Origin of the sequence: Paenibacillus sp. FSL P2-0089, from assembly GCF_038595095.1 — a bacterium.
GTDB lineage: Bacteria > Bacillota > Bacilli > Paenibacillales > Paenibacillaceae > Paenibacillus_AQ > Paenibacillus_AQ silagei.
Genome location: NZ_CP152006.1, coordinates 7,369,578 through 7,393,768, shown reverse-complemented (window position 1 = coordinate 7,393,768; position 24,191 = coordinate 7,369,578). Strand labels below are relative to the sequence as shown.

20 protein-coding genes, 3 rRNA genes and 1 riboswitch are annotated in these 24,191 nt (G+C 51.8%); of the genes, 2 read left to right on the top strand and 21 right to left on the bottom strand.

What is annotated here, in order from left to right; translation table 11 throughout:
* Positions 1-69: 69 nt before the first annotated feature.
* The 6 genes from yabG to NST69_RS31575 form a co-directional block, all read right to left on the bottom strand.
* Positions 70-978 (bottom strand): sporulation peptidase YabG, encoded by a 909-nt coding sequence (gene yabG / locus NST69_RS31600; RefSeq protein ID WP_340945767.1) that lies wholly within the window; start codon positions 976-978, stop codon positions 70-72.
* Between the two features lie 74 nt (positions 979-1,052).
* Positions 1,053-1,937: a 16S rRNA (adenine(1518)-N(6)/adenine(1519)-N(6))-dimethyltransferase RsmA gene (gene rsmA / locus NST69_RS31595; RefSeq protein WP_340945768.1), complete on the bottom strand. Its 885-nt coding sequence runs from the start codon at positions 1,935-1,937 to the stop codon at positions 1,053-1,055.
* The gene (gene rnmV, locus NST69_RS31590) at positions 1,934-2,485 is read right to left on the bottom strand and encodes a ribonuclease M5 (protein ID WP_036696379.1); all 552 of its coding nucleotides are present in this window, start codon (positions 2,483-2,485) and stop codon (positions 1,934-1,936) included. Before rnmV ends, rsmA begins: the two co-directional genes overlap by 4 nt.
* A gap of 161 nt (positions 2,486-2,646) precedes the next feature.
* Positions 2,647-3,807, bottom strand: a complete 1,161-nt coding sequence (locus tag NST69_RS31585) for a ubiquitin-like domain-containing protein (RefSeq protein ID WP_340945769.1) — start codon at positions 3,805-3,807, stop codon at positions 2,647-2,649.
* Between the two features lie 286 nt (positions 3,808-4,093).
* Positions 4,094-4,322: riboswitch (cyclic di-AMP (ydaO/yuaA leader) on the bottom strand.
* A gap of 199 nt (positions 4,323-4,521) precedes the next feature.
* Complete coding sequence (locus NST69_RS31580; RefSeq protein ID WP_342548047.1) at positions 4,522-5,292, bottom strand: TatD family hydrolase; 771 nt, start codon at positions 5,290-5,292, stop codon at positions 4,522-4,524.
* A 53-nt stretch (positions 5,293-5,345) separates the two neighbouring features.
* Positions 5,346-6,629: an HD domain-containing protein gene (locus NST69_RS31575; RefSeq protein WP_339252668.1), complete on the bottom strand. Its 1,284-nt coding sequence runs from the start codon at positions 6,627-6,629 to the stop codon at positions 5,346-5,348.
* Between the two features lie 275 nt (positions 6,630-6,904).
* On the opposite strand from NST69_RS31575, the gene NST69_RS31570 reads away from it, so the two are divergent.
* Positions 6,905-7,159 carry an AbrB/MazE/SpoVT family DNA-binding domain-containing protein gene (locus NST69_RS31570; protein ID WP_019914502.1) on the top strand — a complete coding sequence of 85 codons (255 nt, stop codon included), beginning with the start codon at positions 6,905-6,907 and terminating at the stop codon, positions 7,157-7,159.
* 1,082 nt (positions 7,160-8,241) lie between these two features.
* On the opposite strand, the gene rsmI is transcribed toward NST69_RS31570, so the two are convergent.
* The 10 genes from rsmI to NST69_RS31520 all read right to left on the bottom strand — a co-directional run bounded on the left by rsmI (position 8,242) and on the right by NST69_RS31520 (position 16,160).
* A complete protein-coding gene (rsmI, locus tag NST69_RS31565) occupies positions 8,242-9,147 on the bottom strand; it encodes a 16S rRNA (cytidine(1402)-2'-O)-methyltransferase (RefSeq protein WP_342548046.1) in 906 nt (301 codons plus the stop codon).
* On the bottom strand, positions 9,144-9,920 hold the full coding sequence (locus NST69_RS31560) for a tRNA1(Val) (adenine(37)-N6)-methyltransferase (RefSeq protein ID WP_342548045.1): 777 nt from the start codon (positions 9,918-9,920) through the stop codon (positions 9,144-9,146). Before NST69_RS31560 ends, rsmI begins: the two co-directional genes overlap by 4 nt.
* Before the next feature lie 102 nt (positions 9,921-10,022).
* Complete coding sequence (gene yabA / locus NST69_RS31555; RefSeq protein WP_036723981.1) at positions 10,023-10,385, bottom strand: DNA replication initiation control protein YabA; 363 nt, start codon at positions 10,383-10,385, stop codon at positions 10,023-10,025.
* A gap of 31 nt (positions 10,386-10,416) precedes the next feature.
* On the bottom strand, positions 10,417-11,217 hold the full coding sequence (locus NST69_RS31550; RefSeq protein ID WP_036696365.1) for a stage 0 sporulation family protein: 801 nt from the start codon (positions 11,215-11,217) through the stop codon (positions 10,417-10,419).
* Positions 11,218-11,367: 150 nt separating this feature from the next.
* Positions 11,368-12,342, bottom strand: coding sequence for a DNA polymerase III subunit delta' (gene holB, locus NST69_RS31545; RefSeq protein WP_342548044.1), 975 nt, complete (start codon positions 12,340-12,342; stop codon positions 11,368-11,370).
* Positions 12,343-12,358: 16 nt separating this feature from the next.
* Positions 12,359-12,802: a YaaR family protein gene (locus NST69_RS31540; protein WP_036723982.1), complete on the bottom strand. Its 444-nt coding sequence runs from the start codon at positions 12,800-12,802 to the stop codon at positions 12,359-12,361.
* 5 nt (positions 12,803-12,807) lie between these two features.
* Positions 12,808-13,137, bottom strand: coding sequence for a cyclic-di-AMP receptor (locus tag NST69_RS31535; protein WP_036723983.1), 330 nt, complete (start codon positions 13,135-13,137; stop codon positions 12,808-12,810).
* 114 nt (positions 13,138-13,251) lie between these two features.
* Positions 13,252-13,893 carry a dTMP kinase gene (gene tmk / locus NST69_RS31530; RefSeq protein ID WP_036723984.1) on the bottom strand — a complete coding sequence of 214 codons (642 nt, stop codon included), beginning with the start codon at positions 13,891-13,893 and terminating at the stop codon, positions 13,252-13,254.
* Positions 13,894-15,759 (bottom strand): aminotransferase class I/II-fold pyridoxal phosphate-dependent enzyme, encoded by a 1,866-nt coding sequence (locus NST69_RS31525; protein ID WP_342548043.1) that lies wholly within the window; start codon positions 15,757-15,759, stop codon positions 13,894-13,896.
* 215 nt (positions 15,760-15,974) lie between these two features.
* Positions 15,975-16,160 carry a sigma factor G inhibitor Gin gene (locus tag NST69_RS31520; RefSeq protein WP_076082751.1) on the bottom strand — a complete coding sequence of 62 codons (186 nt, stop codon included), beginning with the start codon at positions 16,158-16,160 and terminating at the stop codon, positions 15,975-15,977.
* Positions 16,161-16,370: 210 nt separating this feature from the next.
* Between NST69_RS31520 and NST69_RS31515 the strand changes: the two genes are divergently transcribed.
* The gene (locus NST69_RS31515; RefSeq protein WP_036723988.1) at positions 16,371-16,895 is read left to right on the top strand and encodes a hypothetical protein; all 525 of its coding nucleotides are present in this window, start codon (positions 16,371-16,373) and stop codon (positions 16,893-16,895) included.
* An 86-nt stretch (positions 16,896-16,981) separates the two neighbouring features.
* Here NST69_RS31515 and NST69_RS31510 read toward each other — a convergent pair whose 3' ends face one another.
* The 5 genes from NST69_RS31510 to NST69_RS31490 form a co-directional block, all read right to left on the bottom strand.
* Positions 16,982-17,401 (bottom strand): hypothetical protein, encoded by a 420-nt coding sequence (locus NST69_RS31510; protein ID WP_036723990.1) that lies wholly within the window; start codon positions 17,399-17,401, stop codon positions 16,982-16,984.
* A 263-nt stretch (positions 17,402-17,664) separates the two neighbouring features.
* Positions 17,665-17,781 (bottom strand): 5S ribosomal RNA (gene rrf, locus NST69_RS31505).
* Positions 17,782-17,926: 145 nt separating this feature from the next.
* A 23S ribosomal RNA gene (locus NST69_RS31500) occupies positions 17,927-20,852 on the bottom strand.
* A 250-nt stretch (positions 20,853-21,102) separates the two neighbouring features.
* Positions 21,103-22,663: ribosomal RNA gene (locus NST69_RS31495) — 16S ribosomal RNA — on the bottom strand.
* The 16S, 23S and 5S rRNA genes sit together here, the layout of an rRNA operon.
* A 374-nt stretch (positions 22,664-23,037) precedes the next feature.
* Complete coding sequence (locus NST69_RS31490) at positions 23,038-24,138, bottom strand: HD-GYP domain-containing protein (protein WP_036728078.1); 1,101 nt, start codon at positions 24,136-24,138, stop codon at positions 23,038-23,040.
* Positions 24,139-24,191: the final 53 nt, after the last annotated feature.

The following is a 24,191-nucleotide window of genomic DNA, read 5'->3' as shown; positions in this document are numbered from 1 at the left end:
GGCAGCAAAATAGGATAAGCACGAATGCTTACCCTATTCCTTCCGCCTGTTCAGTTATCACTTGAATGGTTACAGCACCGAAGGCGCTACCTTCAGCGTAGCCAGGTTCTGCAGCTGAGGCATTCCGATCCGGAAGCTGCCCCGCGTCTCGATTCCGCCCATCCCCTGATTGCCGCTGATCGTATGGCTCAGCACATCGCTTAAGTTCACCGTATCCCGGATAGAGGTAAAAGAGGCCTTGGCCGCGATATACACCGGGTCCAGGGCATGAATGAGTATTCTGCCCGGGGAGCTGGCGAAGTTGGCACCATTGCCCAGGAGAGCCTCGAAGTGCGACTGGCAGGCTCCGGCTACAATCGTCAAAGCATCGAAATTCCGCTCATATTCACGGGCCACCCGGATGGCTGCCACAAAATTCTGTGAATTCTTATAGCTGCTCAGACTGTACAGATCATAATTCTGCTGTTGCTTAAGTACTCCATCATGGCCGGTAATCACTACGATATCGGGACGCACACGGGGCAGCAGACGGTACAGCGTCTCCGCCATTTTGGATTCGTTGACATGATGTCCCTCCGCCGGTATGCGCAGCTGCTCGTAGAGGCTCAGGCTCTTCTTCAGATAGAGTGCATCACCATCCAAATGCAGGACCTTACCCGGCACTTCAAAATAAGCCGCTTCCTTCGGAGATTGGCCCCAGGTTCCCGTGGACCCCGACACGCTCTCTCCGCTTCGCTGGCTCTGCACCTGCCGGTCTTTACGCAACCAGGTTAGAGATTCTGTTGCCTTGATCTGCGCACGCGCTCCCCGCTCGGTAACCCGTGTAGGAGGCACCTGAACCAGATCCTCCAGCGGGGAATCCGCCAGCAGACGGAACTCCGTGCCTTTAATGACTGCTCTATTCTGCAATATATTGTCTACCCGGAAGGTCACATCGCCGCCATAGGATTTACGAATGACCAAGTCTCCTAGATTCATCACAACACCACCTCTACCCCATGTTATGGGCAAAGGCCCCGGTTGGTTCATCCGCCGGGAGGGTTTTCTGTATTCTATGCGATGCCTGCGGCCAGAAGAACCGCACTGAGCCGTGCATACTCTTCAATGCTAAGCGTCTCGCCGCGCCGCGAGGGTTCAATGCCGGCTTCGGAGAGCAGCGCCTCCAGGCGCTCCCGCCCTTCTTCCGGGAAGAAGCGTGCCTTAAGATTATTGGCAATCGTCTTGCGCCGCTGGGTAAAGGACGCCTGAACCACACCAAAGAAATGCTTCTCGTCCGCTACCTCCACCGGAGGACGTTCTCTGACCTTCAGTCGGATCACAGCCGATTCCACGTTAGGCTGCGGGATGAACACCGTACGCGGCACCATACAGACCAGCTCAGGCTCGCTGTAATACTGGACGGCAATACTCAGGCTGCCATACTCCTTGCCGCCCGGAGACGCCGCCATACGCTCGGCAACCTCCTTCTGGATCATGACCACGATATTATCCAGCGGCAGCTTCTCCTCCAGCAGCTTCATGAGGATAGGTGTAGTCACATAATACGGCAGGTTAGCTACGACACTAACCCGGTCCCTGCCCGCGAAATCCTCAGCGAACAGCTCCTGCAGATTCACCTTCAGCACATCGTCATTACGGATCTTTACATGGGGATAAGGCGACAGGACATCCCTAAGAATCGGAATCAGCCTGCGGTCAATCTCTACCGCAGTGACGGCCCCGGCCGTCAACGCCAGCCGTTCCGTCAGTGCTCCGATCCCCGGGCCAATCTCAAGCGCACCGGCTGTGCTGTCCAGACCGGCGGCATCCACGATTTTGTCCAGAATATTCTGATCGATCAGAAAGTTCTGGCCCAGGCTTTTTTTGAAGGAGAATCCGTAACGCTGAATTATCGCTTTGGTTCTTGTTGGGGACGAGATATTCTCGATACCGCTCATGAAGTAATGCCTCCCTGATCAATTTGGGCGAGGGCCTGCGCGAACTCTTCGCGGGTAATGCCGAACATCGCCAGACGTTTGTACAGCTGTTTGCCATTGCAATAACCGATACCGAGCAGATTGCCAAGCTGCATTCTGCGCTCAGCCGCCCGGGGATGCACCATCAGCCCTGCGGCCATAAGCTCATCCAGCCCGATGATGGGCGGCGCCCCCTCGAAGGAGGTATGTACATGCTCCAGCGCATGGCGGATAGCCTCAGGCGAAGCATTCTCTATTCCGATATCTCCTTTGCGCGTTGCATCCTTCTCAGGGATGAAGGCATGCTTGCAGCCCGGCACCTTGGCCGCGACGATTTTGCGGATTCGCTCTCCGGCATGATCCGGGTCGGTAAGAATGATTACACCCCGGCGCTCCATGGCCAGCTTGATCTTGGCAATGACCCTGCTATCCACTGCCGAACCCCCGGTTTCAATCGTATCGGCCTCAACCGCCCGCTTAACGGCAACGGTATCACTTTTCCCTTCAACCACAATTAGCTCTTTAATCATAAATATTTTTACTCCTTACTCCAGAACGCAAAAAGAAGAGGATTCGCTCCCCTTCTTTTTGGCTAAAGAATGTATAAGTGATGAGCGGCAGCTCTCTGAAATTTCGTAAGTGCTTCCCTCACTATATCGTATTAACCGCTAATTTGCAAAAGACTTTACGTTTAGTTCAGCTCCGGCTTCACAGGTCCGATCACATAGAGTGTGCGCGACTTGCGGCCGAAATTACGGGCATGACTCAGTGAATCGTAATAGACATCCACCTTGTTGCCTTTGATGGCACCGCCGGTATCCTCTGCTCGGCGAAACCCTAATCCTTCAATGTACACCCACCAGCCGATTGGTATAACCCTAGGATCTACAGCAATAGTGCGGCCTTCCGTTACGCGTGTGCCGGAGGCAGTACGTGTTCCAATACCCGGTTCCTGCGACGAATACGCGGTCATGGATACGTTTTTAATCATTCTTTTGTACTCGAAATCCACACCAGCCTTACTGGTAACATTGCTGGCCTTTGCGCTCGCTTTAGATGACTTGGAGGTTGTTACAGGTTTGGAAACTTTGGCAGTAACTACGACGGGCTTAGGAAGCGGCTTGGTTCCAATGGCAATGACTTTGTCCTTGGTAACCGTCTGTACTTCCTTGCCGATCATGCGCATGGATGCCAGCTCGCCATCTTGATAGATCTTCTCGATGTGCTGGACCATTACGCCAGGCTTACCTGCCTGTGCCACTCTTACGGTTCCCTTGGTCAATGAGGGGTCTGCTGTCTTAATGACCCGGAAAGGCAAATTAGTTGTCCGTTGAACCACATGCTTGTTAATCCGGACAATTTTGATTTCCATGTCTGCAGATACTGCGGTTTCTAGCGAAGGGTAAATCTTGTCTAAGCCTTCCAGGCTGTAGCCCAGCTTGTCGATGGCCTGACCAATGGTATCCTCGGTCGTAAATAACGTCTCGGTCTTTCCGTCTACGGTAAGAGCGAACTTCTGCGCAGTGTTAATCACGATACGGTCGCCGTCTTTTATTTCATCACTAAGGCCAATAGATAATTCATCATGCGCCTGCAGCGAAATCTGTTCCTTAGCCAGCACATCACTGAACAGCGTTTCCCGCGTCTCCAGTGTCTGTACCTGTCCGTCTATTACTAGGGTAATTTCTTTTTTGCTCTGACCGTGTACGTACAGCAGTATTAACAGTGCGATAACAATCGATGCCACACCGGCAAGTAAAACTACGCGGGGATTCACTTGCTTCAACCGTAATGCGAAAGACCTGCTGGATGATTGCGAATCATGGGATACCTCTGGTTGGAATACGCCCACTCTTTCCATCCTCCTTACATAGCCCCGTCGTCCAAGTTAGTTCAAGGTGACTGTATCACTTCTGACGAAACTAGGTTTGAGTTTGCAACAGGATACGCCCGCACTTGCTTCAGCGTTTCCTGCTCATGGATCGCCTGCTCGGCATAGTTACTCCGGAGATCTGTTATATAACAGTATGCCGGGAGCATTCTCATTATTCAAAACAAAAGAAGCCTAAAAAGAGCTCATAGAGGACTCTTTCGTGGCTTCCCGGTGTCGAATACGTCGGAATGCTTATGCACGAGGTTTCCTCTCTTACTTGCGCTTACGGGGTTAGCTGTCGGGTTCGGACATAAGAGAGACGCCCTATCTCAGGTCACCCGCTCACGGCGGTTGCCCTCAAATTCACCCCAAAGACCACGTAAAGAAATCAAATAATGCCTGCGGCAATTCTGTGCCAGTACTCTTGTACGTTCATGCGGCAGCGCATTATTGGTTCCCCCGTTCTCCATACGGAGACTCAGCGAGACGATCCATGAAATTAGTGACTGTCACAGTTACAACAGCTCACTGCACTGAAAAGATGATATCCTGTTTTGATACATGTTGTAAAGGACGATTCAACCACGTTTACGTAAAAAAATGATTAAAATATTGTAATAATCGGCCGTTTTTCCGTCATAAAAGTTTAATATATCCGCTATACTTCATTTTTCACCGCTTTTACTCCTGTTTTCAGAGTATCCCAAATCGTTCCAGTGCGTTCGCATACGTAATTTCCGCCAATTCCTGTAATTCAATCCCTTTTATTGCCGCGGCCGCCTCCGCTACCAGCCTCACATGAGCGGTCTCATTTCGCTTGCCCCGGAAGGGGTGCGGAGTCAGATATGGGGAGTCGGTTTCGATCAGCAGCCGGTCCAGCGGAGTCTGGGCAAGCACCTCTTTGGGCACCCGGGCATTCTTGAACGTAATCGGTCCTCCAAAAGAAAGATGGAAGCCCAAATCAAGACACATCTTGGCACTTTCCCAGCTCCCGGAGAAGGAGTGCATTACCCCGCCAACCTCGCCTGCCTTCTCCTCGCGGAGTATACGTATCACATCTTCATGAGCATCACGGTTATGAATGCTGATTGGCATCTTCAGCTCACGGGCCAGCCCGATCTGCTTGCGGAATACTTCATGCTGCACATCCTTAGGAGAGGTATCCCAGTAGTAATCCAGCCCAATCTCGCCGATGGCAACCACCTTGGGATGAGCGCATAAGGAGGCGATCCATTCCAGGTCTCCGTCCTTCATCGTGATGGCATCCTGGGGATGCCAGCCAACGGCTGCATAAATATAATCATATTTCTCGGCAAGCTGCATGGTGGTCGGTATCGTATCCCGGTTAAAGCCGATGTTGATCATCTTGCTGACGCCGGCTTCCAGCGCCCTGGAAATGACCTCTTCGCGGTCTTCGTCGAATTGTGGAGCATCCAGATGGGTATGGGTGTCGAATAACTGCATTACATACATCCTTTCGGCCTGTTGTTGTATCTATAATTCCAAGCATGATCTGATTATTTGGCAAAAATCTCTGCGATGGACGGCGGCAGCTGTGGAAGGGCTTTCTGCAGTCTGTCCTGCGGAAAATACAGATGGTATCTGCCGCGGTGAATACCACTGATAGAACGAACAATATCCGAGACCTCCGAGATTTCCCTCAGCCGGTCATGCTTGTCCAGAAGCAGGATCTGCTTGCTGTCAAAGCCGTCTCCCGGACGGAACACATCATAGGGAAGATCGGTGGGATAATCAATTTCCAGATCATAATCGGGCCGGAGTCCCGCACCGGCGAAGCTGCGGCGGATTTCGTCAATCGTGTCAGAATCCAAATGCTCCATCTCCACATATTTATACAGTTTACGATGGATAAACCGGCTGCACAAGTCGCTCAGGATGTCATCCTCCTCCAGCGTCCACTGCATGAAGGCAGTCTGCATCAAGGCTTCATCCAGCAGCAGGTACTGCCCTACCGTTACCTCTCCGCTGAACAGATCACTTAAGGGCTCGATCATGAAGCGGAAGGCATGCTGCTGCTGCACCAGCTCCTTGGCCCGGCGGAGAATCTGCCTGAGAATAATCTCAGAGCTGCGGGTTACCGGGTGGAAATAGACCTGCCAGTACATCTGGTACCGTGACATCAGGTAATCCTCAATCGCATGCATCCCTGATTCCTTCACAACCACCCGGCCGTCATAAGGGCGCAGCATCCGCAGAATCCGGTCGATGTCGATGGTTCCATAATTCACCCCTGTATAATATGCATCCCGGAGCAGATAATCCATCCGGTCCGCATCCAGCGGTCCCGACACCAAATTGACAACAATTTCATGCTCATAGGTTTTGGAGATGACCGAGGCTACTTTACCGGGGAAATCTTCGGCCACATCACGCAGAATAGCCGTAATCTCTGTATCCTCCAGAATGATGCGGCAGGTCCAGTCTTCATGATCCATTTCGAAAGCTTCTTCTATAGAATGGGAAAATGGGCCATGCCCCAAATCATGCAGCAGTGCTGCACACAGGGTAAGCAGTCGCTCCTCCGGCATCCAGTCCTTATAGCCGCTCCGTTCAAACTGGGAAATAATCCTCCGCGTAATCTCATATACCCCCAGAGAATGGGAGAACCGGCTGTGTTCCGCCCCGTGAAAAGTCAAATAGGAGGTGCCCAGCTGCCGGATGCGCCGCAGACGCTGGAATTCCATAGTGTTGATCAATCTCCAGATAATAGTGTCCTGTACGTGGATGTAGTTGTGGACCGGGTCCTTAAATACCTTCTCTTCTGACAGCGGTTGCTTCATGAAATCATCTCCTTTTCTTGTTTTATATAATATATTGTCGCTCTTTGTCGAATATTAGCGTTTCATATACTGCCAAATCGACAAACATCTTCATAAGCTTTTTTAGAGTGATTTGCCCGATCAAACGCGGAATAAATGTGGTCTCAAAAGATTCCTTAAAATTAGCCTGAAAAAAGGTTGACTGTTTTGGGAATGGTTGGTATTATAAATATCATAAAACAGTGAAGAATGTCGAATAATGACGCTTTTGAACATTGAGAGGAGCAACGATTGTAATGATGAAATCAACAGGAATTGTACGTAAGGTAGATGAGCTTGGACGGGTCGTTATTCCAATTGAACTGCGTCGCACCCTAGGCATTGGAGAAAAAGATGCGCTCGAAATTTACGTGGACGGTGAGCGGATCATGCTTAAGAAATACGAGCCTGCTTGCATTTTCTGCGGCAATGCTGAAAATGTAACTTACTTCAAAGGTAAAATTGTTTGTCATGAATGCATTTCGGCTATCCCTACCCCTGTGACAAACTAAAATAAATAGGGTATAATAGGAACTAATCCAATTGTTAATTCTAACCTTTTTATATCTCCTTGGCCTCCCGTTCGCGCGGGAGGTATTTTTTTTGCGCTATTTTCGGGGACTTTCCCCGGATGCCCCTTTTTCCTACCCTGTCTGCTTTTAAACCTCACATCTAATTCTTAAACCTCTGATTCTTACCCTCCCAAACCCTCCCTGCAGGGAGGGCCCCAAGGGCCCCGGCCCTCTGGACACCCGGAAGCTTGGTGAATCTCTGCTGCTGGCGCGGAAGGAAGCAGGTTTCGGCGGTGGACCGGCCCTCCTCGGCCTCCCTGCGGTGATTCCTCAGGCCTTGCCAGTCGAAGGGTTTCGCCATAGGCAGTTGCCTATGGCGGCTGCGCCGGGTGCTCTCGTGCGACTGATCTGCGTAGACCCGCTCTCTCTGCGAGAATCGCTTAACCATAGAGTGACTAGCGACTTGGGTACTGGATGGCTACTGGCTGCTGACTTTTTTTGTGCCAGAACTTGCTATGTGGAGCGACTAGTACAGTGTCAGATAATGAAACCCTATCATCCCAAAAAATCTAACGGACCGAAAAGACCCTTATTCCCACGAGAACGCCACCTTTTGCAGCGTAACGGACTCAGGCGACCTTATCATCCTTCTACGAGTCGTTTTGGAGCTGAATTGCAGGGGATAAGGTCCTTGGGGTCCGTTAATCGCTCAAGTGACGACTTTCTTCCCGGATAAGAGCACCTCAGTCCGTTACACTAAGCCAAACGCCCCTAAGGTGAGAATCATTATATAAGAAGAATGGTCTTGAGAAATTTGGATAACTGTATTCTGTACAGCTATTTATTGCTAAAACATCCATTTGATCATTATAAGTGTACTTTGAACACTTATATCCACATAATTCCTATAAAAGGTTTATTTTCCTATACATATAAATGTATAAACTACAACTATAACTAATAAAAGGAATATTACAATCCATATAAGTGTATAGAATACATTTATTTCATTGGATGCTCCGATGGTTAAACCCATTTTTAGGTTTTCACTGGAATTCGAATAACTTCGGCACAGCAGTGTTCTAACTCCGCTCCAGGAGTTCATTATAAATATCGCGCTTGGACAAGCCGCGGTCAGACGCTGCCTTTTTCATGGCATCCTTACGCGTTAAACCTGAAGCCTCATAGTGGGCTACATGCTCCCCGGTACTAAGCTGACGCCACCAGGAAGACTCGGCCAGCTCGGCCTCCTCTTTACTCTCTCCCTCAAGGACAATTACGTACTCTCCAAGCGGAGGATGCTCCTCCAGCCATCTACTGCATTCTTCAATCGTTCCGCGCAGGAACTCCTCATATCGCTTAGTCAGCTCACGCGCCAGTGTGATCCGGCGGTTGCCGAAGGCCTCCTGCAAATGAACAAGTGTCTTGGCAACTCGGTGCGGCGATTCATAGAAGAGCAGTGTCCCTTGGGCAGAACGCAGAGATGCCAGAACGGCCCTTATATCCTTGCGCTCTCTAGGCAGGAAGCCGACGAACGTGAAGCTGGCGGTAGGCAGCCCTGAGGCAATCAAAGCCGACAAGGCGGCATTCGCTCCAGGCACCGGAATCACCGGAATCTGATGGCTGACAGCCAGAGCTACCAGATCGGCACCAGGGTCGGATATCGCCGGCAGACCGGCATCGCTGACGAGTGCCAGATTTTTACCTTCTATTATATAGCGTATCAGCTCCGGCCCACTGGCGGCCTTGTTATGCTCATGGTAACTGAACAGCATGGACGGTGTAATTTCAAAATGGCTCAGCAGCTTACGCGTCTGTCTCGTATCCTCAGCAGCGATAATATCGCATTCCTTCAGCGTGCGTACTGCCCGGTAGGTCATATCCTCCAGATTGCCGATCGGCGTAGCCACTAGATACAGGCATCCGCATCCTTCGGGCTTCGCTCCGTCATGGTTATTTTGAAAGCTGCTTTGGCATTGTATGGTCATTGGCTCGTATCCTCTTTGTTTCCGTAATAAATATCCATAATCTCGGGGCAATATTGATTGTCCTCATTATATACGATTAAAGGCGGTTGTAAACGCACCTCCGGCTTCCCGTCACGCGCGGCCTCGATCAGAACCATATTCGCTTCCAGCTGGGCGCGGGGATGTACAAACCGGATCAGCTTCGGTTCCAGCCGGTGCTTCCGCATCAGACTGATAATATCCACGAGGCGCTGCGGCTTATGCACCATGCTGACTTTGCCTCCGGTACGGACCAGCCGGACACAGGCCTGAATGACCTCCTCCAGGGTACAACCAATTTCATGGCGGGCCATCGCCTGATGGGAATTCAGCTTCAGATCGCTCCCGTTCAACGGCATATAAGGGGGATTCACAGTGATCGCATCGTATACGCCATAGCCCGCTGTAAGATGAAGCTCCCGCAAATCGCCCTCATGAATCTGTACCCGCTCCTCCAGACCGTTAAGCGATACACTGCGCCGGGCCATGTCTGCCAGACGGGGCTGAATCTCGATTCCTTCAATAGAAGCCTTCGTCCGTGTAGTCAGGAGCATAGGAATTACTCCGTTACCCGTACACAGGTCAAGCACCCGTCCGCGCGGCGGTACACTGGCGAACCGTGCCAGCAGTACGGCATCCATCGAGAAGCTGAACACTTCGTCACTCTGGATAATTCTCAGATCATGGGTGAGCAGGTCATCGACCCGTTCTGCTTCATATAAGGGTACAGGTGTATTGTTCATTGAATGGGTCATTGTAATGTAATCTCCTAAAAGTTTTTGTTGAGCGTATGCTTCGGAAGCATAGCCTTACATTCAAAAAAACCGTAGGCGACAATCTCCTACGGCTGGATATCCTCATTTATTAAGAAAAGAAAGGCAGAACAGACAATCCCCTTCCGTCCGCAAATGCCCAAAGTAGACATTGCAGATGTGGAAGCCTTCGTGATACAGCCGGGCCAGATTATCGTAGCCTTCCCCGACAACCTCCTCTTTCCCTTCGGCAGCAAGTATAGCCTCCGCCTCCGCAGACAGTGCGGCCTTATCTACAGGCGCTTCCCTTTTCAATATGATACGAAGTTGCTCGTTCTCCAGACTCAGCTTCTGATTCGCTTCCATCAGCTCTTTGACCGTCTGCTTCCAATCGCCCAGAGTGGTGCGCATTTCATCCATCTGCGCTTCCATCTCCTGCATGTGTGCAAATATATTTTTCTTCTCCAAGTTTCCACCCCGAAAGTAACCTTATAATGGTTTACTTGACGACAACATCATCCATTGGAAGTTCTTTAACTTTGCCCACTTCAAACAGCTGCACATGAACCGTGCGGCTGCCGGCATTGATACCGACTACCTTGCCGTCACCCAGTGAAGTAACGACCATTTTGCCTACAGCCGGCATTTCTTCCTTCGTGCTCTCATAATTATCATGCTCAAACTTCAGACAACACATCAGCCGTCCGCATAATCCCGAGATCTTGGTCGGGTTAAGCGACAGATTCTGATCCTTCGCCATCTTGATGGACACCGGCTCGAAATCACCAAGCCAGGAGGAGCAGCAGAGCACCCGTCCGCATGGGCCTAATCCGCCCAGCATCTTGGCTTCATCCCGCACACCAATCTGCCGGAGCTCAATGCGGGTACGGAAAATACTGGCCAGGTCCTTCACCAGCTCGCGGAAATCCACGCGGCCCTCGGCCGTGAAATAGAAAATAATCTTGTTGCGGTCAAACGTAAACTCCACATCCACCAGCTTCATTTTGAGGCCATGATCGCGGATTTTATTTAAACAGGTGGTAAAAGCATCCTTCGCTGCACCCTTGTTCTCTTCCACCACGCGCGCGTCGGTTTCACCGGCAATGCGCATGACTTTCTTGAGCGGCAGTACAACGTCAGCTTCCTGCACCTCTTTTTTGCCAACGACAACCTTACCGTATTCGACCCCTCTTGCAGTCTCGACAATAACGCATTGATCGCGTTCAATCGGGAAATCAAGCGGATCGAAATAATATATTTTACCCGCTTTTTTGAAGCGGACACCTACTACGCTGTACAAAAATTAACCCCCTTGTTTGACGGTAAAGGAACCCTTAAGCAAGACTGCTTCCCTGATGATCCATGCTTGTCCTTCCTCGTCCGCTATACCCGGTCTTTCCAGGTGCTGAGGATTATATCCCGGAGGATCTATTATAAATAACCCGAGCCTCTAGCTTTCCAGCCGGATTAAAAACTGCTCCAGACACAGCTGGGCATTGGCATTGGAACGCAGCTTCCGCTTGCTCTCCGCCGCATATTCCATATAAGCCACCCACTGCTGCGTACTCCTCTGACGGGCAGCCCTCGAAATAAAGTCTAACTGATCTATGAAAACGATACTTTCGTGCTTTCGGTACAGGAAGTAGAGCATATCTTTGAACCATAAGTGGAACATGCTGAATAGAGTGTCCAAATGTTCACCAAGTCCGGTCTTGAACAGCTTCGAACCCACGGTTGCTACCGCAGTGCTGCCCTTGCCCAGAGACTCCTTCGCTAATTGTAACACTAGATTTCTCATTTCTGCAAACCAATTCTGTGCCAAAAGTTCCCTGCAGCCGTCAAGACCGGCAGTCAGCGACACCGCGCACCGTGCCAGCGGCACCGGAACCCCTTCACCGGACAGCGCCTGAAGCATAATATCCGGATGGAGCGGGCTAAACGGAATGCGCTGGGTTCTGGACTGGATCGTCGGGAGCAGGGAACTGCTGTTATCGGAGATGAGAATGCCTACCGCAGGGGCCGGCGGCTCCTCCAGGAATTTCAGCAGACTATTCGCGGCTTGCACCGTCATTTTGTCCGCTCCTTCTATAATATAAACCTTCGGGTTGATTCCTTCCGAGCGGTAGGAAAAAACACGCTGAAGTTCACGAATCTGATCGATCTTAATGCTCGCCCCATCGGGGCGCAGCAGCGTTAAATCAGGATGATTGCCATGCTCCACCTTGCGGCATTCCAGGCACTCTCCGCAGGCATCATCTTTGCTGGCGGTACAGAATATCGCCTGGGCGAACGTCAAAGCCATCTTCACCTGCCCGCTGCCTGCCGGACCCGTGAACAGATAGGCATGGCTGACAGCATCCTTGCGTAGGGCATTCTGAAGCAGCCGCTTGGCGTCCTCCTGGCCTAATAGTTCATGAAAAGACATATATTCCTCCAAGTTGTCAGAAAGAAAGGTTAATCAGCAGCCCGCGGATCTCTCCAACCCGTCCCAGGAGATCGATCCGGCCCTGCTCGCTGTCCAGCAGATCATCTGCCATATTCAGCAGAGCGGCATCAACCTCTTCGAGCAGCTTGTAGCGTTTGCCGCGGCCCCGCCGGTCCCAGCCTTTGGTGTCCTTCAGGATCACTCCGCGGCGGGCCGTCTCCTCCAGAAACCGTTTGATCAGGTTCCGGTAGATGGATAGCTCACGCACAGTCATGGATTTGGAGAGCCGGTCGCCTTGCAGCTGGATATCTTTGATCTGACGGTTCAACTCATCTATAGTTTTCTGCTGGCTTTGCTGTTGAAATACATCGTTGAAGTTTTTTTGCTGGACCGGACGCCTTTCAGCCTCCGTGGTCAGCATTTCGCTTTTTAAGGGCCTGTAGCCCGGGTTGATCTTCATTATGCTCAATAATGCTCGAAACGATCGACGGGAAGTACGAATACGGTAGCTCCGCCCACCTGCACTTCAACAGGAAGCGGCAAATAGGAATCTGTCGTGCCGCTCATCGGCGTGACCGGAGTGACCAGTTGCTCGCGTACTTTGCAGCTGTTACGGATTACACTGAGTACGGCGTCTACCTGAATATCATCTACCCCAATCAAAAAGGTAGTGTTACCCGCACGGAGAAATCCGCCTGTACTGGCCAGCTTGGTGGCGCGGAAGTTCGCCTTCACCAGTTCACTGGATAGCCGGTTGCTGTCTTTATCCTGGATAATTGCAATGATCAAATTCATCTTCGTATCCCCTCCTATTAGTTATGTTCACAGGCTATCCGCACAACATTGATTCAATCTGTGGAGAAGCCCTGTTCAATCATTATACCTCTATTGTTTATTTGACAAAACACCTTAGAAATCCTTTAATATCCTGTCCTTCAGTACACGTACAATATCCTGCTCCACCATATGGATGGGACGACCCGCATCAAGCACCACAATCCGCTGCGGATCAGAGCTGGTTACCAGTTCATAGCCCGCCCGCACCTTCTGATGAAACTCCAGGCTCTCCAGATCCAGCCGGTTCACTTCCCGGTTCTGATTGGCCGCTATCCGGGACAGGCCCACCTCAGGATCTACATCCAGGTAAAAGGTAAGATCGGGCATTCTCCCGCCAGTCGCAAACCGGTTAATCCCCCTCACCTCTTCGATGCCCAGCCCTCTGGCGTACCCTTGATAAACCAGACTGCTGTCTACAAAACGGTCGCAGAGCACGGTAATTCCCTCCTGCAAGGCAGGCTCGACCACCTCCGCCAGATGCTGGCTTCTTGCCGCCGCATACAGGAGTGCCTCTGTCCGGGCATCCATAGCCGTATGCGCCGGGTCGAGGATAATAGAGCGGATCTTCTCGGCAATCTCAATCCCTCCCGGTTCGCGGGTGATTAAATAGGGCATGGAATGGTTCTGCAGATAAGCTGCCACCCTGCCCAGTACGGTTGTTTTGCCGGAGCCGTCGCCTCCCTCCAGTGTAATGAAGAATCCTTCTCGCTTCACTTATGCTTCTCCGCCCTTCTGAATGTTGTATACCATAATATGCTGTAAGGCCGGATCAGCACAGGCCTGAAATTTCGCCCCGCCTATTCTCAGACGGATCAGCCTGTCACAGACAGACGCTGTAATGCTCTCTCCGGGATATAAGAGCGGGATGCCTGGCGGATAGGGAATAACCATCTCCGCCGCAATCCTGCCCGCGCTTGCCTCAAGCTCTACACTCTCTGTCTCCCCGGCAGCCACCGGCCGGATAGAGAACGCGACCGGAGCCGATACTGCCGGAATGTCGAAATTGTTCCACGTGGAAATATGACCGGAGAAGGTTAATTCCCCTTCTCTGCTATTATATGACGTTGCCTGGGCTGCGGTCCGTGCGCTGGAGAAGGATTCTCTCCCTTGGGGAGCGGGAGCTGCGGCAGTGTCTGAGTAAGTAGACTGGCCAGGATCGGAACCAGCGGTAAGATCTAGGCCGGAGACAGGTTCAAGATCAGAGATATGATCAGATCCAGCAGTAGGTTCAAGGCCAGTGACAGGATCAGCGCCAGTGGTAGGTTCAAGGCCAGTGATATGATCAGCGCCAGTGGTAGGTTCAAGGTCTGAGGGAGATGCGCTCCCGCCTGTCTGCGGCGCTGCCAAGGAGGTCTGCGCTGCAATGTCCTGCAGCGCTGTCAGCAGCGCAGCTGCCTCTTCAGCCTTCGAGCCGAGGCTGAAGGCCAGAACCACGTGCCGGTCGTCGCTCATCTCCGGCACGATTCCCCTCTCTTCGAGCCTGCGCTGCAGCTCGAAGCCCCCCAGGACCCCCGCGGCGTCATATATGACCGCCTTGAAGGGGTCCTGGGTCACGTACGCCGCCCCGCGCAGCGGCGGCGTATTCACTCCTGCGGCGCCCGCCTCGCCGCAGACAGCCTGCTGCGGCTGCGCTGGTTGCAGCAGCCCGAAGCGCGGCAGCGCCGCCAGGCCGCGCCGCAGGACATCCACGGCGGCGAGCCCCGCCGTGAAGGCACCGGCGCCCTGGCTGTGCAGCAGGCGCCGGGCCAGATCGAGCGAAGCCATCACGGGGTAGGATGGGCTGGAGCTCTGCACCATGGCCAGGCGCTGCCGCAGCAGCGCGCGGTCCAGCCATGGCCCTTGCACATGCAGCATGGCGCCCATCGTCAGCGCCGTCAGCATCTTATGCGTGGACTGCACCACGCCGTCCGCGCCCCCGGCAAGCGCCCCGGCCGGAAGCGCCGGGTGCTGCCCGTAATGCGCCCCGTGCGCCTCATCAACCAGCAGCGGAACGCCGCTGGTATGACAAGCCTGCGCGAGGGGCGCTAGGTCACTGCCCATGCCGTAGTAATTCGGCATGGTGACTAGGACCCCGGCAGCCTCCGGGTAAGCGGCCAGCGCCGCCTGCACCGTCTCAGCAGACGGTGCCACCGCAAGGCCGCTGCCCGGGTCGATCTGCGGCTCCAGGAAGACTGCACGTGCTCCCGCCAGCATCAGTCCATGGATCACGGACTTGTGGACGTTGCGCTGCAGAATAAGCAAACTTCCGGGCTCAGAACAGACCGTCAGGATCAGAGCCAGATTACCCGCGGTGCTTCCGCCCACCAGCATATAACTCTCCTCCGCGCCGTAACAATCGGCTGCCAGCTCCTGGGCTTCCCTTATTACCCCTCCCGGATGATGAAGGTCATCCGTTCCGGTAATCTCCGTCACATCGTAACGCATCACTTCCGTGAGATACCCCGCACTCTCTGCACTGACAGTACTCCGGTAAGCCTCCCCGTTCTTGTGACCCGGCACATGATAAGATATATTACCCTTATGTCTATATTGTTCCAGCATTTCGTATACAGGTGCCCTGCCAGGCTGTAGCTTGTCCATAGATTCTTCCTCCCCTGGGGGTTACCTTCTATTTTAACGCAAATGCACCCAAACGCCTATCACTTCCGCAAAGGATTGCACGCAATAAAACGGCTTCCCTCACCCGGTCAGGGCGGAGAAGCCGTTAAGAAGAACCTTGTATTTGCAGCCAACGCGACACAGATTCACCGCCCGCTCTTTATATGTTGCTTGTTACAGGTACTGCAATTCGAACATTAAGCATGCATACGCAGATTGATCTTCTTCATCCGGTTAATGAAAAAGTTGTACTTCACATCCTCAGCCTCCGTACGCACCATCTCACTCTCACAGTCCTCACAGATGAAGTGCGAGACAATCACAATGCCTTCTTCCTTTTGCTGCCCGCAGATAATGCAGGCCTGCCCGGTTTGCTGTTCCATTTTCATCCCACCTTGACTCTTTTAAGAACAGTATGCTACACCTTCTATCATTTTAAACCTTTTCATAGTTTTTTCCTAATCCTTCATAGCCTAAAATATATATATTCGCCCGCTGCCCATTCGGTGAATCTGAGCCCGTTGTTTAATAAAACGCAGGAGCAGGCCGATAATAATAACAAGAGAACTTGCGAGGAGGTCCGAATTCCAGGTATGGAACCAAACACCAAAGGTGCCGCTACATTCTATCAATACAAGCTTATCAAAAAAATTACTATTACAGCATTCCTGCTGCGGGTCTATATCACCCTGCCCTTTATATGCCTTGTGCTCGAAAGTGTCTTTCTCTCCTGGCTTAGTGTTCTGTTCATGATTATAGCCGGACCTGTCATGCTGTGGATTCAGTATGTCATCTCACGCTCTGTGCTGCTGATTAGCGGACACCCTATCGCCAAACGCTGGAGATTATCCCTGCGCCTGCCCTGGCCCGGTTACATGCCCGATCAATATATCAATTACGGCATCTTCCGTACCGTACAGCTGCATAACCTCTGGATCGGTCTTTGTATAGCCGCACTCTTCATCGTCTGGGCTCCGCCAGCCTTCACGGTTTCGCTTGCGGTATGCCACCTGTGGCTGCTGCTACCCCGTCTGTATGCGCTGCTGCGGTTAACAAGTGTAGGCAAAGACGGGATGCTCAAGTTCAATGCGGCAGACGCCTCTTATTACGCCCAGTAATCCCAACCAGATATACATAGCGCTGTATTTAAGCGGCCAAGCATGCTCACACAAAAAATCGCCATCCATAACCGGACGGCGATTTTTTATCTGTTCTTCAAGCCTTTGGTTGTAACCTTCTTTTCCTTCGGAATCATCACGATAAAATAGTCATCATGCACGGTCAGGTGTACAATAAGTCCTTCTTTCTGAAAAACACGGGAGCTCCCGGAATCGTCTGCTTTCTGTTCCTGCTCTTCCCAGCCCCACGCTTTAATGGCTGCAAGATAAGGCTCCGGCACGCCTTTCTTCTCCTTCAACCCCGGCAAGGAATACCGTACATAGTCCATGGCTACATTTGTAGTTGTTCTGTCGGGTGAGCTTGCCTCTTTGGGAACGGGGAAGTCTTCCTCATTAAGTGCACCGTTAAAAGTATCCCAAGCCGGCTCCTTCGTTCCGCAACCCGCCAGCATTACTCCGACTATACAAAGAATAACTAATATCCACAAAGGTTGAGTTCGCTTCATACCTTAAATCCTCCTTACCTCTACCATGCATCTAAAGACGCAAGAAAATTCCAAGATAGAATTTATACGTAGTTCATTCGTATTAAGGCTTTTGCTTATTTATTGCACTTTTCCATTATACTTGGAACCATCGCCTCGTCGGTAACAAAAATGTCACTCGTTTGTAAGCGTTTTTATAATAAAATACCGCACTCCTTCCCGCTTTTTATATATGCGGGTATACAAAAAAGCCATTGTCGACAATTCGACAATGGCTCATGTGTGCTTGGCAACGTCCTACTCTCCCAGGACCCTTCGGTCCAAGTACCATCGGCGCTGGAGGGCTTAACGGTCGTGTTCGGGATGGGTACGTGTGGAACCCCTCCGCTATCGCCACCAAACGGGCATTTACAGCGTAAATGCTTCAGGAAATTGATTCCTGAAAACTGAATCCGAAACGAATCTGCGTTTGCCCTTCTTACGGGGCCCCCGGAAAGTATTCGGAATCCGCTTCGTCAGCGTCATCTTCACTTTTTGGGGTAGCTTTTGGATAAGCCCTCGACCGATTAGTATTGGTCAGCTCCATGCATTACTGCACTTCCACCTCCAACCTATCTACCTCGTCGTCTTCAAGGGGTCTTACTAATTGGGAAATCTCATCTTGAGGGGGGCTTCACGCTTAGATGCTTTCAGCGCTTATCCCGTCCGTACGTAGCTACTCAGCCATGCTCCTGGCGGAACAACTGATGCACCAGCGGTACGTCCATCCCGGTCCTCTCGTACTAAGGACAGCTCCTCTCAAATTTCCTGCGCCCACGACAGATAGGGACCGAACTGTCTCACGACGTTCTGAACCCAGCTCGCGTACCGCTTTAATGGGCGAACAGCCCAACCCTTGGGACCTACTTCAGCCCCAGGATGCGATGAGCCGACATCGAGGTGCCAAACCTCCCCGTCGATGTGGACTCTTGGGGGAGATAAGCCTGTTATCCCCAGGGTAGCTTTTATCCGTTGAGCGATGGCCCTTCCATGCGGTACCACCGGATCACTAAGTCCGACTTTCGTCCCTGCTCGACTTGTAGGTCTCGCAGTCAAGCTCCCTTATGCCTTTGCACTCTGCGAATGATTTCCAACCATTCTGAGGGAACCTTTGAACGCCTCCGTTACTCTTTAGGAGGCGACCGCCCCAGTCAAACTGCCCGCCTGACACGGTCCCCGTACCCGATGAGGGCACTAGGTTAGAACCTAGATACGATCAGGGTGGTATCCCAACGGCGCCTCCGCAGAAGCTTGCGCTCCTGCCTCCACGGCTCCCACCTATCCTGTACAGATCGTACCCAAATTCAATATCAAGCTGCAGTAAAGCTCCATGGGGTCTTTCCGTCTTGTCGCGGGTAACCTGCATCTTCACAGGTATTAAAATTTCACCGGATCTCTCGTTGAGACAGCGCCCAAGTCGTTACGCCATTCGTGCGGGTCAGAATTTACCTGACAAGGAATTTCGCTACCTTAGGACCGTTATAGTTACGGCCGCCGTTTACTGGGGCTTCGGTTCACAGCTTCGGATTGCTCCTAACCGCTCCCCTTAACCTTCCAGCACCGGGCAGGCGTCAGCCCGTATACTTCGCCTTGCGGCTTCGCACAGACCTGTGTTTTTGCTAAACAGTCGCTTGGGCCTTTTCACTGCGGCCCCCTCGGGCTATTCACCCTACCGAGGCACCCCTTCTCCCGAAGTTACGGGGTCATTTTGCCGAGTTCCTTAACGAGAGTTCTTCCGCGCGCCTTAGAATTCTCTTCTCGCCTACCTGTGTCGGTTTGCGGTACGGGCACCTTCTCCTGACTAGAGGCTTTTCTTGGCAGTGTGAGATCATGACCTTCGCTACTATAATTTTCGCTCCCCATCACAGCCCAGCCTTACGATGTGCGGATTTGCCTGCACACCAGCCTCACTGCTTAGACGGACATCCATCAGTCCGCGTCACTACCCTCCTGCGTCACCCCATCGCTCATAGCGGATTACGGTGGTACAGTAATTTCAAACTGTTGTCCTTCGACTACGCCTGTCGGCCTCGCCTTAGGTCCCGACTTACCCTGAGCGGACGAGCCTTCCTCAGGAAACCTTGGGCTTTCGGCGGATCAGATTCTCACTGATCTTTTCGTTACTCATACCGGCATTCTCACTTGTATGCTGTCCAGCGCTCCTTACGGTACACCTTCAACCTACATACAACGCTCCCCTACCCCAGATGCAAAGCATCTAGCCATAGCTTCGGTGGTGTGTTTAGCCCCGTTACATTTTCGGCGCAGAGTCACTCGACCAGTGAGCTATTACGCACTCTTTCAATGGTGGCTGCTTCTAAGCCAACATCCTGGTTGTCTGTGCAACTCCACATCCTTTCCCACTTAACACACACTTGGGGACCTTAGCTGATGGTCTGGGCTGTTTCCCTTTTGACAATGGATCTTAGCACTCACTGTCTGACTCCCGGCAAGAAGTAAATGGCATTCGGAGTTTGACTGAGCTTGGTAACCCTTGCGGGCCCCGCACCCAATCAGTGCTCTACCTCCACCACTCCATTCACCGAGGCTAGCCCTAAAGCTATTTCGGGGAGAACCAGCTATCTCCGAGTTCGATTGGAATTTCTCCGCTACCCCCACCTCATCCCCGCATTTTTCAACATGCGTGGGTTCGGGCCTCCAGTGCGTGTTACCGCACCTTCACCCTGGACAGGGGTAGATCACACGGTTTCGGGTCTACGTCCACATACTTAGTCGCCCTATTCAGACTCGCTTTCGCTGCGGCTCCGGCTTCTCACCTTAACCTTGCATGTTAAACGTAACTCGCCGGTTCATTCTACAAAAGGCACGCCATCACCCATAAAGAGGGCTCTGACTTTTTGTAAGCACACGGTTTCAGGTTCTATTTCACTCCCCTTCCGGGGTGCTTTTCACCTTTCCCTCACGGTACTGTTTCACTATCGGTCGCCAGGTAGTATTTAGCCTTAGCAGATGGTCCTGCTGGATTCATACGGGGTTTCACGTGCCCCGCACTACTCGGGATCCGTCTCGGAGAGAACACAGTTTAGGCTACAGGGCTTTTACCTCTATCGCGGGCCTTTCCAGACCTCTTCGCCTACTCTATTCCTTTGTAACTCCATGTGAGACGTCCCACAACCCCAAGAGGCAAGCCCCTTGGTTTAGGCTGTTCCGCGTTCGCTCGCCGCTACTGACGGAATCACTATTGTTTTCTCTTCCTCAGGGTACTTAGATGTTTCAGTTCCCCTGGTCTGCCTCTGCATTTCCTATGTATTCAGAAATGAGTAACTGCGAATTACCACAGCTGGGTTTCCCCATTCGGACACCCCCGGATCAAAGCTTGCTTACAGCTCCCCGAGGCAGTTTCGTTGTTCGCCACGTCCTTCGTCGGCTCCTGGCGCCTAGGCATCCTCCGTGTGCTCTTAGTAGCTTAACCAATGCGTTTTCCCTAAGGAAAATCGCTAGTATCGCCATTAATATGAAACTTGTTTACACAAGTTCAGCTTAAAGGAATGTTCTAAAACGCAAATTCGTTTCGGTATCCAGTTTTCAAGGATCAAGTTTAAAGATGAGAGCTTAAACTCTCAAAACTGACCAACGAGTGAGTATTCGAACCCAAGGGTTCTATTAGTGGAAGCAAAGCTTCCGATTTGAATGTCTTCATTGCAGAAGACGATTCTCCATAGAAAGGAGGTGATCCAGCCGCACCTTCCGATACGGCTACCTTGTTACGACTTCACCCCAATCATCTACCCCACCTTCGGCGGCTGGCTCCCTTGCGGGTTACCCCACCGACTTCGGGTGTTGTAAACTCTCGTGGTGTGACGGGCGGTGTGTACAAGACCCGGGAACGTATTCACCGCGGCATGCTGATCCGCGATTACTAGCAATTCCGACTTCATGCAGGCGAGTTGCAGCCTGCAATCCGAACTGAGACCGGCTTTGCTGGGATTGGCTCCACCTCGCGGCTTCGCTTCCCGTTGTACCGGCCATTGTAGTACGTGTGTAGCCCAGGTCATAAGGGGCATGATGATTTGACGTCATCCCCACCTTCCTCCGGTTTGTCACCGGCAGTCACTCTAGAGTGCCCAGCTTCACCTGCTGGCAACTAAAGTCAAGGGTTGCGCTCGTTGCGGGACTTAACCCAACATCTCACGACACGAGCTGACGACAACCATGCACCACCTGTCTCAACTTTCCCCGAAGGGCACCTGATGCATCTCTGCTTCGTTAGTTGGATGTCAAGACCTGGTAAGGTTCTTCGCGTTGCTTCGAATTAAACCACATACTCCACTGCTTGTGCGGGTCCCCGTCAATTCCTTTGAGTTTCAGTCTTGCGACCGTACTCCCCAGGCGGAGTGCTTACTGTGTTAACTTCGGCACCAAGGGTATCGAAACCCCTAACACCTAGCACTCATCGTTTACGGCGTGGACTACCAGGGTATCTAATCCTGTTTGCTCCCCACGCTTTCGCGCCTCAGCGTCAGTTACAGCCCAGAAAGTCGCCTTCGCCACTGGTGTTCCTCCACATATCTACGCATTTCACCGCTACACGTGGAATTCCACTTTCCTCTTCTGTACTCAAGTCACCCAGTTTCCAGTGCGACCTCAGGTTGAGCCCAAGGTTTAAACACCAGACTTAAATAACCGCCTGCGCGCGCTTTACGCCCAATAATTCCGGACAACGCTTGCCCCCTACGTATTACCGCGGCTGCTGGCACGTAGTTAGCCGGGGCTTTCTTCTCAGGTACCGTCACTCCGGTAGCAGTTACTCTACCGGACGTTCTTCCCTGGCAACAGAGCTTTACGATCCGAAAACCTTCATCACTCACGCGGCATTGCTCCGTCAGGCTTGCGCCCATTGCGGAAGATTCCCTACTGCTGCCTCCCGTAGGAGTCTGGGCCGTGTCTCAGTCCCAGTGTGGCCGTTCACCCTCTCAGGTCGGCTACGCATCGTCGCCTTGGTGGGCCGTTACCCCACCAACTAGCTAATGCGCCGCAGGCCCATCCCCAAGCAGCAGATTGCTCCGCCTTTCATTCTTCTCTCAGGAGAAAAAAGAAATTATCCGGTATTAGCTACCGTTTCCGGTAGTTATCCCAGGCTTGAGGGCAGGTTGCCTACGTGTTACTCACCCGTCCGCCGCTAAGTCTGAAAGGAAGCAAGCTTCCTCTCAAACTCCGCTCGACTTGCATGTATTAGGCATGCCGCCAGCGTTCGTCCTGAGCCAGGATCAAACTCTCCAAATTGGTATTTAGAAAGAGCGATTGCTCATTTTGAAACATCTGACGAGAATTTACATTCTCATTTTTGGATCTCACCGAAGTGATTTCCAGATACTCACTCGTTGTTCAGTTTTCAAAGATCAAGCTCGTTGTTAGTGTCGATGTTGTCGTCACCAGCAACTCTTATAATATATCACATCCAACCGATCAATGCAAGCTCTTTTTTAACTTCTTGTTCGAGCCAGGACTTGATGTTTCGCGGCCAGAAATAGAATATATCACGTATAGAGATTCAATGCAAGCATTATTTCTAAATCATTATCTAAAGCTACGCTTCCCCTAACCGGCCCCTAACCCGGCAAGCAAGTTAGCATAGCTCTACTCCTCTGTCCGCGTGCTTAAGCAATAATTTCTTGAATATGAAGCTCGCGTTCATTGATCAGATTAACGATATTTCCTTCAACCTGAACCATGGGTCTTGTCGGGTTGTTACGATCGGTAAAGATGATTTCCCCATGACGCCCATCGCTGAGCCGTATCCGTGTACCGTTATATAGGTCTGTCGTCTTTTGAATGAAGGTCTGTACGATTACCGGATCGAGCTTCCCGAAGCTCTCCTTCTGCAGCTGCTCCAATACCAGATAAGGCGACTGTGCCTTTCTGTAGGCTTTTCCCAGCGTCATGGCATGGAAGATATCGGCGACTGCCACTATCTTGGCGTAGAAATGAATCTGGCTGCCATCCAGCCTAAGTGGATACCCTGAACCATCTATCTTCTCATGGTGCTGCAAGGCGGCGAGTCTAACCCCTTCGTTAATGGCTGTAACATTGCGCAGCAGCTGATAACCGTATGTAGTGTGCCTGCGTACCTCGTCAATCTCTGCACCGCTTAGAGGGGTTGGCTTCTGCAGCAGCGCTTCGTCTACCTTAATGTTACCTATATCGTGCAGCAAGCCGGCAAAAGCAGCCTGCATCCAGTCCTTCTGCGGATATCCGCACCACTGGGCAATTCGATAGGAGGTCAGGGCAGACAAGACCGCATTATGATAGTTATATTCCTGGTCAATCAGCACACGCGGCGCAAACTTTAAGACATGATAATCCTTCAAATGGGTAATCAGCAGCTCCAGTTGACTCCGCAGTTCGAAGATCGGAAGAGCCGCTGCGGCCGCTGCACGGTAGCTTTGCTTGATAAGCACCAGCATTTTCTCATACTCATCGTGAAGCGGAGAATTACTCTTGGCCAGCACCGACTCATTAATCAGAGCACCCGCCTTAGCCGCTTGCTGCTTCACTGCCGGTTTAGCGCTCTCTGCCGATTTGTCTTCCCCTTGTGCCCCTTCAATCTCAACCTGTCCGATCAAAAAAGCCTGCAAAATCTCAATATCCCGGGGGAGAATGATTTTGCCCTTCCCGAACAATACTCCTCCTAAAGGAGTAATTACATCCTTTATAATCTTTGAACCCGCTTTAATCTCTCCAACGGATATGTTTGGCATTAGCCCAAGCCCCTTTATGTCGGTGACACCTATGATGCTCTAATTATAGTATG